Here is an 11,463-nt window from a genome sequence, read left to right as displayed (position 1 = left end):
TGGTTGGGTTCAGATCAAGGTGGCGGGGCGCCAGCCCGGGGTTCAGGGCCGCGATGGGGCCGCCGCCCCCGTGGCTGGGGTCGTGCCAGGGGCCGCTGCCGGGCCGTTGGCACCGTTGGGGCGGGCCCACCAGGTGTCGATGGCCCAGGTTTCACCGGCAGCGTACGGGGGCATGGTGGCCGGCCCTTGCAAGCGCCAGGCGTTGTAGGCCAGCCGGTGCGTGGGGGCGGTCCATTGCGGAATCAACACATGGCTGTGCATGACCACGCGCTCCAGCGCGCGGCACGCCGGCAGCAGTTCGGCCTGGCTCTTGGCGGCGGTCATGTGGCTGATCAGGGCGTCGACCGCGGGGTTCTTCAGGCCGACAAAGTTGCCAGAGTCCTCGGTGTCGGCCGCCAGGCTGCCGAACATGTCGGCATATTCCTGGCCGGGGTTGTGGGTGCCCCCGAAGGCCATGGTGGTGACGTCGAAGTCAAACTTCTGCAGCCGCTGCTGGTAGAGCGCAAAGTCGACTGGGCGGTATTGGAGTTGGATGCCCAGTTTCTCCAGGTTGCGCGCCCAGGGCGTGACGACGCGCGCTCCGCTTTCGTTGCTGTCCAGGTACTCGAGCACAAAGGCCTGGCCTTGGGCGTTGCGCAAGACCCCGTTTTGCACCGTCCAGCCCGCCTGGGCCAGCAGGGCCTGGGCGCGGCGCAGGTTGCCGCGCAGCGACTGGTCGCCGTCGGTGCGCGGGGGCACGGCCATGGGGCCGAACACCGCCGCAGGCACCTGGGCGCGCCAGGGTGCCAGCAGGGTCTGCTCTTCGGCCGAGGGCTCGCCGCTGGCCGCGCAGTCGGTGTTGCCAAACAGGCCGGTGACGCGCTGGTAGGCGTTGTAGAACATCTGGCGGTTCATCCACTCGTAGTCCAGCGCCAGGCCCAGGGCCTCGCGCACCCGCACGTCCTGCAGCAACGGGCGGCGGGTGTTGAGCACATAGCTCTGGAAGCCGGCGGGCAGGCGGTGCCGGAACTCGCCCTTGACCAGTTCACCCGAGTCGAAGCGCTTGCCGGTGACACGGCGCGCCCAGTCGCCGGCCGAGAAGAAGCGCATCAGGTCAAACTCGCCGGCCTTCAGGGCCTCGAGCTTAGCGGTGTTGTCCTTGTAGATCTTGACCGTGATGCGGTCAAAGTTGGCGGTGCCACGCCGCACGTTGAGGTCGCGCGCCCAGTACTGCGGGTCACGCACGTAGGTGATGTCCTTGCCAAAACGCACCGGGCCGATGCGGTAGGGGCCCGAGCCGATGGGGATGTCGGTCACCACCTGATCAAAGGGCTTGGCCTGCCCGTTCACCTCACCCCAGCGGTGACTGAACACCGGCAGCCCCCCCACCGTCAGGGGCAGCTCGCGGTTGGGCTTCTTGAAGCGGTAGCGCACCGTGCGCGGGCCCAGCACATCGAGGCCGGCCACGTCGGCCAGCACGGTCTTGTAGCTGGGCGAGGTGTAACGGCCCATCAGCGTGTCGTAGCTGAACTTCACGTCCTCGGCCAGCACCGGGTCGCCATTGTGGAAGCGCGCCTCAGGGCGCAGCACAAAGGTGGCGCTGAGGCCGTCGGCGGCCACCTGCACATCGCTGGCCAGCAAACCGTAGGCGGCACCGGTTTCATCGAGCGCCCCCGCCAGCAGCGAATCGAACATCAGGCCGCTGAGGTAGGCCGGCGCCGAGCCTTTGAGGGTGAACGGGTTGTACTTGTCAAAGGTCGAGGTGCGCAGGTTGCTGACCAAGCGCAACTCGCCGCCCTTGGGCGCGGCCGGGTTGACGTAGTTGAAATGGTCAAAGTCGACCGGGTACTTGGGCGTGCCCCACAAGGCATAGCCGTGGGCAGCCCATGCCGCCCCGCACGCGAGGGAGAAAGACAGGCCCAGGCCGGGGGCCAGGAGAGACAGAAAACGCATGAGACAATTCTGCCCTACTCCCGCCGCAATGCCGGGCAGCCGCCGCAAGCGACCTGCCCTGGCGCCGGGCCTTGTCGGCCCCTGCTGGCGTGGCTGTCCCGCAACTTTCGCCCGGCGCGCATTCGCCGGGCTTCGACCTGGAGAACAAGAATGGGTTTCCTCACCGGCAAGAAGCTGCTGATCACCGGCGTGCTGTCCAACCGTTCCATCGCCTACGGCATCGCCAAGGCCTGCCATGAACAAGGCGCCGAGCTGGCCTTCAGCTACGTGGGCGAGCGCTTCAAGGACCGCATCACCGAGTTCGCCGCTGATTTCGGCTCCACGCTGGTCTTTGATTGCGATGTCGGTGACGACGCCCAGATCGAGAAGCTGTTCGCCGACCTGTCGGCCCACTGGCCCACCTTTGACGGCTTTGTGCACAGCATCGGCTACGCCCCGCGCGAAGCCATCGCTGGCGACTTCCTGGACGGCCTGAGCCGCGACGGCTTCAAGGTGGCCCATGACATCAGCGCCTACAGCTTCCCGGCGATGGCCAAGGCCGCCCTGCCCTACCTCAATGACAAGTCGGCCCTGCTGACCCTGACTTACCTGGGCGCCATCCGCACCGTGCCCAACTACAACACCATGGGCCTGGCCAAGGCCAGCCTGGAGGCTTCGGTGCGCTACCTGGCCGAATCGCTGGGGGCCAAGAACCGCGGCCTGCGCGCCAACGGCATCTCGGCCGGCCCCATCAAGACCCTGGCCGCCAGCGGCATCAAGGGCTTCGGCAAGATCCTGTCGGTGGTGGCCGAGAACTCGCCGATCCGCCGCAACGTGACGATCGAGGACGTGGGCAACGTGGCCGCTTTCCTGATGAGCGACCTGGCCGCCGGCGTGAGCGCCGAAATCACCTACGTGGACGGTGGCTTTAGCCAGGTGGTCGGCGGCATCGCCGAGCCCACCGACAAGGCCTGAGCGACACAATCGGGCGAGGCCGCGGTCCGGATGTCCCGGGCCCGGTGCTTGGCCCGGCCTCCGCCCCCAACGACGCCAGGGGCCCGGGCTTCATGAACTCCTGAGAGGAGTGCAGCATGTCCGAACTTCGAACGCGTCCCCGGTCGGCCCTGCCGTCCTTGTCCCCACCGAGCCGGCGCAACGCCCTGCTCGTCCTCGCCAGCGTGAGTAGCCTGGTGCAGGCCCGGCCCCCAGCCCTCCCCACCGCCTTGATGCTCGCCAGCCGCTACCCGCCGGGGCAGGCGGTGGACGGTTTTTGGGTCAGCGAAAAGCTTGACGGCGTGCGGGCGCGCTGGGATGGCGAACAGCTGTGGACCCGCAGTGGCCGCCTAATCCAACCCCCAGCGCAGTTCACCCAGGGCTGGCCGACGCTGCCGCTCGACGGCGAGCTGTGGGCGGGGCCGGGCTTGTTCCTGCAAAGCGTCGCGGCCGTGCGTGACGGCCCTGGCAGCCCCGCCTGGTCAGGCCTGCGCCTGATGGTGTTCGATGCCCCGACCGTGCCCACCCCATTTGGCGGTGCCCAAGGGCGCCTGGACACGCTGCAGACCCGCTTGAACCAGGCCCATGCCCAAGGCGCCGAGGCGGCGGCCACCTTGCAGGCTGTGGCCCAGCAACCGGCCAGCTCGGTGGCCCAGGTCAAAGCCTGGTTGGACGAGGTCGTGGCCCACGGGGGCGAGGGGCTGGTCTTGCACCGGGGCAGTGGCCTGTACCGCGCGGGGCGCTCCCCCGATGTCCTGAAGTACAAGCCGTTTGAGGACGCCGAAGCCCGCGTGGTGCAGGTCCTGCCCGGCAAAGGCGCCTGGCGGGGCCAGGCGGGCGCCCTGCTGGTGCAGACCCAGGACGGCCACCGCCTGCGCCTGGGCAGCGGCCTGCCCGAGGCGCTGAGGCTGCAACCGCCGGCAATCGGTTCGTGGGTGAGTTTTCGCTACCAGGGCCTGCACCCTGGCGGTGTGCCGCGGTTCGCGACCTTTTTGCGCGCGCTGCCCGACGCCTCGCTGTGACGCGGGTGGCTGCGGACATGGCCGCTGCGGCCGCGGGGCACTTGGGCTGGTGACAGCCCGTCCAGCGCCGCGCGGGCGAGGGCTCAGGCGTCTTGCTTGATGCAGTCCGCGAAGTAGTGCTTCTTGCCGTCGGCGTCCACTTCCTCGACCAGGCCGTGGATGTCGGTCTCGAAACCCGGGCACTGGGCGTTGAATTCGCGCGAGAACTTGAGGTAGTCGACGATCTTCTTGTTGAACACTTCGCCCGGGATCAGCAGCGGGATGCCCGGCGGGTACGGCGTCACCAGGCTGGTGGTGATGCGGCCTTCGAGGTGGTCGATCTCCACACGCTCGGTCTTGCGCTGGGCGATGTGGGCGAACGCATCCGACGGCTTCATGGCCGGGGTGTGGTCGCTGAGGTACATCTCGGTGGTCAGGCGGGCGATGTCGTACTTGGCGTACAGCTCGTGCACGTGCTGGCACAGGTCGCGCAGGCCCATGCGCTCGTAGCGGCGGTTCTTTTGGCAGAACTCGGGCAGGATGCGCCACATCGGCTGGTTCTTCTCGTAGTCGTCCTTGAACTGCTGCAGCGCGGTCAGCAGCGAGTTCCAGCGGCCCTTGGTGATGCCGATGGTGAACATGATGAAGAAGCTGTACAGGCCCGTCTTCTCGACGATCACGCCGTGCTCGGCCAGGAACTTGGTCACGATGCTGGCCGGGATGCCAGTCTTGGCGAACTTGCCGTTCAGGTCCAGGCCCGGCGTCACGATGGTCGACTTGATGGGGTCGAGCATGTTGAAGCCGTCAGCGATCTTGCCAAAGCCGTGCCACTTGGCCGACTTGCCGTCGGCCTTGATGATCCAGTCGGTGGCGCGGCCAATGCCGTCGTCGACCAGCTTCTCGGGGCCCCAGACCTTGAACCACCAGTCCTTGCCGTACTCGTCGTCCACCTTGCGCATGGCGCGGCGGAAGTCGAGCGCCTCGGCAATGCTTTCCTCGACCAGCGCGGTGCCGCCGGGCGGCTCCATCATGGCCGCGGCCACATCGCAGCTGGCGATGATGCTGTACTGCGGGCTGGTGCTGGTGTGCATCAGGTAGGCCTCATTGAAGAGGTGGCGGTCCAGCTTGGTGTTTTGCGAGTCTTGCACCAGCACATGGCTGGCCTGGCTGATGCCGGCCAGCAGCTTGTGGATGGACTGGGTGGCGTAGACCACGCTTTCCTTGGGCCGAGCGCGCTTCTTGCCCATCGCGTGGTAGGGACCGTAGAAGGGGTGGAAGGCCGCGTGAGGCAGCCAGGCCTCGTCAAAGTGCAGGTTCTCGACGTAGCCGTCGAGCATGCCCTTGATGGTCTCGGTGTTGTAGAGCACGCCGTCGTAGGTCGACTGCGTGATGGTCAGGATGCGCGGCTTGACCTTCTTCGGGTCGACGCCCTTGAGCAGCGGGTTGGCCTTGATCTTGGCCTGGATCGATTCGGGCGTGAATTCACTCTGCGGGATCGGGCCGATGATGCCGAAGTGGTTGCGCGTCGGCTTCAGGAACACCGGGATGGCCCCGGTCATGATGATCGAGTGCAGGATGGACTTGTGGCAGTTGCGGTCCACCACCACCACATCGCCCGGGGCCACCGTGTGGTGCCAGACCATCTTGTTGCTGGTGCTGGTGCCGTTGGTGACAAAGAAGCAGTGGTCGGCATTGAAGATGCGCGCGGCGTTGCGCTCGCTCTCGCCGATGGCGCCGTTGTGGTCCAGCAGTTGGCCCAGTTCTTCGACCGCGTTGCAAACGTCGGCGCGCAGCATGTTCTCGCCGTAGAACTGGTGGTACATCTGGCCCACTGGGCTCTTCAGGAAAGCCACGCCCCCCGAGTGACCCGGGCAGTGCCAGGAGTACGAACCGTCCTCGGCGTAGTCGAGCAGCGCCTTGAAGAACGGCGGCTGCACGCCTTCGAGGTAGCTCTTGGCTTCGCGGATGATGTGGCGGGCCACGAACTCGGGCGTATCCTCGAACATGTGGATGAAGCCGTGCAGCTCGCGCAGGATGTCGTTGGGCAGGTGGCGCGAGGTCTTGGTTTCGCCGTAGATGTAGATCGGCACATCGAGGTTCTTGCGGCGCACTTCGTCGATGAAGCTGCGCAGGTTCAGCACCGCGGGGTCCAGGTCCGGACCGGGGGTGAATTCCTCGTCGTCGATCGACAAAATGAAGGCGCTGGCCCGGCTTTGTTGCTGGGCAAACTGGCTCAGGTCACCGTAGCTGGTGACGCCCAGCACTTCAAAGCCCTCGGATTCAATGGCCTGGGCCAAGGCGCGGATGCCCAGGCCCGAGGTATTTTCAGAACGGAAGTCCTCATCGATGATGACAATGGGGAAGCGAAATTTCATGCGGACCTCCGGGGGCGGAACTGGGCTTTAAATGAGAAACAGGCGCGAAGTGTAAGGAATATTGATTCCTCACTTTTGACAAGCCCGTTTTTTCCCTAAAAATGTGGTGCCAGCAAGACAGGCCTTGAGGCCCCACCGCCCCTCCACCAGGATCCTTCATGACCCCTTTCACTGTTTGGTGTGTGCTGACCGGGCTGGCCGTGCTGGCCGAGTTGCTGACATCGACCTTCTATCTCCTGCTGGTCGCCTTTGGATTGATGGCCGGGGCCTTGGCCAGCTGGGCCGGTGCCAGCCTCAGCAGCCAGGTGCTGATCGCGGCCTTCACAGGCGGTGCCCTGGTGCTGGCCTGGCACCTTTGGCGCCGCCGCCACCCCGCCGAAGCCCCCGCGGGACAGAACCCCGACGTGAATCTGGACATTGGGTCCACCGTCCAGGTCAGCCACTGGGAGAGCGACGGCCGCGCCACCGTGCAGTACCGTGGCGCCACCTGGAGCGCCGAATGGCGTGCCAGCCCGACGGCCCCGGTGGCCGCCCCAGGCCCCCACCGCATCGTTGAGGTGGTGGGCAACCGGCTGGTGCTGCAGGCCATTTGATGGCGCCAGCCGCGCACAAGCCGCCCGAGCAAACTGAGCGCCCCAATCAGCCAATCAGCCAATCAGCCAGTCGGCCGGCGCTGCCCCGCTGATACCTCGCCTGGGCCAGTGGCCCGGGCAAACCCGGCAAGCCATGTCCCTTTTCTTCCAACCCTGTGTCAGGATGCCCCATGGAAATCGCCCTCGTCATCGCCGTCATCGCCGTCATCTTCATCGCCCGGTCCATCAAGATCGTGCCGCAACAACATGCCTGGGTGGTTGAGCGCCTGGGCAAGTACCACAGCACCCTGACGCCGGGGCCCAAGTTGCTGATCCCCTTTGTGGACGCGGTGGCCTACCGCCACAGCCTCAAGGAGATTCCGCTCGACGTTCCGAGCCAGATCTGCATCACGCGCGACAACACGCAGCTGCAGGTGGACGGCATCCTGTACTTCCAGGTCACCGACCCGATGCGTGCCAGCTACGGCTCGTCGAACTACATCATGGCGGTCACCCAGTTGGCCCAGACCTCGCTGCGCAGCGTGATCGGCAAGCTGGAGCTGGACAAGACCTTCGAAGAGCGCGACATCATCAACGCCCAGGTGGTGGCCGCGATTGACGAGGCCGCGCTCAACTGGGGCGTGAAGGTGCTGCGCTATGAGATCAAGGACCTGACCCCGCCAAAGGAAATCCTGCACGCCATGCAGGCGCAGATCACCGCTGAACGCGAGAAGCGCGCCCTGATTGCGGCGTCCGAGGGGCGCCGTCAGGAACAAATCAACATCGCCACGGGCGAACGCGAGGCCTTCATCGCCCGCTCTGAAGGCGAGAAGCAGGCGGCCATCAACAAGGCCCAGGGCGAGGCCGCCTCGATCACGGCGGTGGCCGACGCCACGGCCCAAGCCATCGAGCGCGTCGCGGCGGCCATCCGCCAGCCAGGGGGCGAACAGGCGGTGCAGCTCAAGGTGGCAGAACGCGCCGTGGACGCCTATGCCCAGGTGGCGGCCGAGGCCAACACCACCCTGATCGTGCCCAGCCACATGGGCGAAGTGTCAGCACTGATCAGCTCCGCCATGAAGATGGTGCAGCTGCCCAAGTCCGGCGGCTGACAAGGGCGTCCGGCCAGACGGGGCCACGTCGGCCAGCGCCGCCGCGCCGTGTGAACGCCGCGGGTCGCCAACGAGTTCTCCCCGTTGGCTCTGGACAAAGCTGTGGACAAGCCGTGCCCAGGACCTGGGGAGCCTCGCTAAGTGCTTGATTTCAAAAGGATTGCCTTGCCCTGCTTACTTTTAAGGCATTTACATGACAGCACGGTGCCGGGGGCGCTGGGGGCGCGCCAGCCCCAGCCCCGGGGCCCAAACGGCATCCTCATGGGCACGGTCCAGGGCCAACACAGCCCCGGGGCCAATGGCTCGGGCCTTGGCCCCCAGGCTGGCTTGGCGCCAGAATAAGGGCCCCTGCCCCACTCACCTTGCCCCCTTTTCGTCATTTGGAGTGCCCCGATGCTGCACCGCCTGATCCCGACCTGGTCTGTCCGCTTGGCCCTGCTGGTGGGCGTGCTGCTGATCCCGCTGGCCCAAGCCCAGACCCCGGCGCCCATGCCGCCCGAGACCGCGTCGATCCGCAAGGTCTACGAGTCCACCCAATCCCGCCTCAGCACGCTGAGCCGTTGGCGTTTTCAGGCCCAACGCCCCGATGTCAGCTACCCCAGCCAGGTGACGGCCTGGGCCGACGGCCCGACGCTGCGCAAGCTGGAGGTGGTGGATGCCGATGACAGCGGCGATGTGGTGGGCGAGTATTTTTTTGACGGCGGTGAACTGGTGTTCTTCTTCGGCACCATCAAGAGTTACAACGCCCAGGGGCGCCAGGCGACGCGCAGCGAGAGCCGCCAGTACTTCTGGGGCCAGCGCATGGGCCACTGGCTGCTGGGCCTGCGCGACGATCGCAGCGTGGTCGCCCCACAAAGCGCCGAGTTTGCCCAGGAGGCCCGCCTGCGCGCTTCGGTGGCGCGGTTCTACGCCACCACCGCCTTGCAAAACCGCCCGGCCCAACCCAAACCCTGAGCGCGCGGGGCCCATGCGGCCCCGCCGACAGGCCCCGATGGGGCCGAACACCCGGGCCAACGGGACGCCCTCGACGGCCCCACCGCGCCCCACCCATTGGCCGCAGGGGCTAGCACATTTTTGAGACGCCAAAACGCAGTCGGGCGCTTTGAGTTCTCCCCGTCAGGCTTGGACAACGCTGTGGATAAACCGTGGTGAGGGCCCTGAAAGGCGGTCTAAGTCCTTGTTTTAAAAAGACTTCACTTACGCCGCTCAATTTTTAGGCAGGCGCATCCCACCCCCAAACCAACGCCGCTAAACCAGCCTCATCCCCCCCTCAGTGGCGGGCCGACGCCAGCAAGGCCCGGGGCTCCAATCGGCTCGGGCCCTCGTCCACGCGGAACACCGACACCAGCGCACTCAGCTGCTCGGCCTGGCGGTTCAAGGCCTCGGTGGCGGCCGCCGCCTGCTCGACCAAGGCAGCGTTTTGCTGGGTCACCGAGTCCATCTGGGCGATGGCCTGGTTGATCTGTTCAATGCCCAGGCTTTGTTCCTGGCTGGCGGCGGCGATGTGGGTCACGATCTCGGCCACCTGGCGCACGCCGCTTTCCACCTCGGCCATGGTGCTGCCGGCCCCGGCCACGATTTGCTGCCCTTGGTCCACGCTTTGGGTGGACGCGGTGATCAGCGACTTGATCTCTTTGGCGGCTTGCGCACTGCGCTGGGCCAGCACCCGCACCTCGCCCGCGACCACCGCAAAGCCACGACCTTGCTCGCCCGCCCGGGCGGCTTCCACGGCGGCATTCAAGGCCAGGATGTTGGTCTGGAAGGCAATGCCATCGATGACCCCGATGATGTCCACGATGCGCCCTGAGGACGCGTGGATCTGTCCCATGGTCTGCACCACCTCGCCCACCGCCTGCCCGCCCACGGTGGCGCGCTCGGAGGTCGCCTGCACCAGTTGCTTGGCCTGGCGTGCGTTGTCGGCGTTCTGGCGCACGGTGCTGGTGATCTCTTCCATGGAGGCAGCGGTTTGCTCCAGCGCACTGGCCTGGGACTCGGTCCGGCTCGACAGGTCCGAGTTACCCTGGGCGATCTCACCCGAGGCATGCAGCATGGCCTGGGTGCCTTGGCGCACCTGCTTGACGATGTCCTGCAGCCGCTCGCTCATGGCCCCCAGGGCCATCAGCAACTGCCCCACCTCGTCGCGCCGCTGGCTGCTGATGCGCTGCTGCAGATCGCCCTCGGCCACCTGGTGGGCCACCTGCACCGCCTCGGCCAGGGGCTGGGTGATGCTGCGCGTGATGAGCCAGGCCATGGCCACCGCCGCCAACAAGGCCACAGCGCCCAGGGCCAGCATCAGGTTGCGGCCCCGGTGATAGTCCGCCTCGATGTCGCGCGCGGTTTGGTCAATGGCTTTGCGCTGCTGGTCCAGCAAGCTCTGCAAACTGGCCAGGTAGTTGACACCCGCGGGCTGGAAGTCCTGCTTGAACAGGCGCTCCACCTCTTCGGCGGAGGCGGTGGTCTTGCTGGCGGTGATGGCGTCGCGCGCCTTGATATAGGCCACGCGGTGGACCAACAGCTGCTTGAACACCGCCTGCTCTTCAGGGGTCTCCAGCAGGGCCTCGAGGTCTTTCTGCTGTTGCGACGACACCTTGGACGCCGCCGCGTTCTCTTCCGCAAAGAAGGCCGCGAGCGAAGGGTCCGCACTCTTCACCACTGCCGTGGTGCGCCGCACACTGGTGTGGATGGTGCGGTACCAGTCGGACACCAGGCGCTCCTTGGTGAGCGGGCGCTCCATCATTTGGTGGGTCTGGCCGGCGATGTCCTGCAAGCGCCAGACCCCTTCAGCCACCATGAAGGCCATCATGACAATCAGGATGCCAAACGCCAGCGCAAGCCGACCCCCAATGCGAAGCCTCGCGAACATGCCCATGTCAGATCCCCTTCGGCCCACCGGTGCGTGAGCTGTTGCCAGACGTTTAGCTACTCCCGATTGGCGCGAGTATAGAGGTCATCAGTGACCCCGCTCAGGGGTAATCCAATACCCACCGCATGGCCACGGAAACTGATGTGTGGGGCCAACAGAAAGACAGACAGCAACCCATCCCGGCCCGAGCGACAGTCCGTGCCAATGGACAAAAAAGTGCGCACCAGATCGGATCTGAGCCGAAGCCACCCAATTTCCTGCTATAGTTGAGGGCTTCCGGAGAGGTGGATGAGCGGTTTAAGTCGCACGCCTGGAAAGCGTGTGTGGGCTAATCCCCACCGCGGGTTCGAATCCCGCCCTCTCCGCCAAGACAGTCGTAAAAACGGGCCTTCGGGCCCGTTTTTTATTGGCTTTCTACCATCCCGCCGACCATCCCACAACGTGGTTGCGATTGGACATCACATGGCTGCCGCACTCCCTTGGCACCGGCAGGCGCGTCGCTCTACCACGCGGGCATGACGCTAGAAGAAACCCGAAAAGCGCTGCGCCAACTGCAAGCCGACGCGATGGCATTGCACATCCAAACAATGCGCCTTCGCGAAGACCTACGATACAACTCACCTCGAGCCGAACGACTGC

General features: G+C 66.0%; 8 protein-coding genes and 1 tRNA gene. 6 read left to right on the top strand and 3 right to left on the bottom strand.

Going from position 1 to position 11,463, the window contains the following annotated elements; all coding sequences use genetic code 11:
• Positions 1-42: 42 nt before the first annotated feature.
• Positions 43-1,932, bottom strand: a complete 1,890-nt coding sequence (locus PSQ40_RS02690) for an extracellular solute-binding protein (RefSeq protein ID WP_273948559.1) — start codon at positions 1,930-1,932, stop codon at positions 43-45.
• 150 nt (positions 1,933-2,082) lie between these two features.
• On the opposite strand from PSQ40_RS02690, the gene fabI reads away from it, so the two are divergent.
• Together fabI and PSQ40_RS02680 are read left to right on the top strand one after the other, a co-directional pair.
• The gene (fabI, locus tag PSQ40_RS02685; protein ID WP_273948558.1) at positions 2,083-2,886 is read left to right on the top strand and encodes an enoyl-ACP reductase FabI; all 804 of its coding nucleotides are present in this window, start codon (positions 2,083-2,085) and stop codon (positions 2,884-2,886) included.
• Positions 2,887-3,002: 116 nt separating this feature from the next.
• Positions 3,003-3,926 carry a DNA ligase gene (locus PSQ40_RS02680; protein ID WP_273948555.1) on the top strand — a complete coding sequence of 308 codons (924 nt, stop codon included), beginning with the start codon at positions 3,003-3,005 and terminating at the stop codon, positions 3,924-3,926.
• Between the two features lie 83 nt (positions 3,927-4,009).
• On the opposite strand, the gene PSQ40_RS02675 is transcribed toward PSQ40_RS02680, so the two are convergent.
• Positions 4,010-6,280, bottom strand: a complete 2,271-nt coding sequence (locus PSQ40_RS02675) for an arginine/lysine/ornithine decarboxylase (RefSeq protein WP_273948553.1) — start codon at positions 6,278-6,280, stop codon at positions 4,010-4,012.
• A 158-nt stretch (positions 6,281-6,438) separates the two neighbouring features.
• Between PSQ40_RS02675 and PSQ40_RS02670 the strand changes: the two genes are divergently transcribed.
• The 3 genes from PSQ40_RS02670 (at position 6,439) to PSQ40_RS02660 (ending at position 8,915) form a co-directional block, all read left to right on the top strand.
• Entirely contained in the window at positions 6,439-6,873 is a 435-nt protein-coding gene (locus PSQ40_RS02670; protein WP_273948552.1) for an NfeD family protein, read from the top strand.
• Between the two features lie 170 nt (positions 6,874-7,043).
• Positions 7,044-7,961: an SPFH domain-containing protein gene (locus PSQ40_RS02665; RefSeq protein ID WP_273948550.1), complete on the top strand. Its 918-nt coding sequence runs from the start codon at positions 7,044-7,046 to the stop codon at positions 7,959-7,961.
• Between the two features lie 393 nt (positions 7,962-8,354).
• Positions 8,355-8,915, top strand: a complete 561-nt coding sequence (locus PSQ40_RS02660; RefSeq protein ID WP_273948549.1) for a hypothetical protein — start codon at positions 8,355-8,357, stop codon at positions 8,913-8,915.
• A gap of 316 nt (positions 8,916-9,231) precedes the next feature.
• Here PSQ40_RS02660 and PSQ40_RS02655 read toward each other — a convergent pair whose 3' ends face one another.
• Complete coding sequence (locus PSQ40_RS02655; protein ID WP_273948547.1) at positions 9,232-10,824, bottom strand: methyl-accepting chemotaxis protein; 1,593 nt, start codon at positions 10,822-10,824, stop codon at positions 9,232-9,234.
• A gap of 278 nt (positions 10,825-11,102) precedes the next feature.
• Here PSQ40_RS02655 and PSQ40_RS02650 point away from each other — a divergent pair.
• Positions 11,103-11,192: transfer RNA gene (locus PSQ40_RS02650), tRNA-Ser, on the top strand.
• Positions 11,193-11,463 lie beyond the last annotated feature (271 nt).

The organism is Curvibacter cyanobacteriorum, assembly GCF_028649475.1.
GTDB classification, from domain to species: domain Bacteria; phylum Pseudomonadota; class Gammaproteobacteria; order Burkholderiales; family Burkholderiaceae_C; genus Curvibacter; species Curvibacter cyanobacteriorum.
This window is presented reverse-complemented; position numbering and strand designations above follow the sequence as displayed.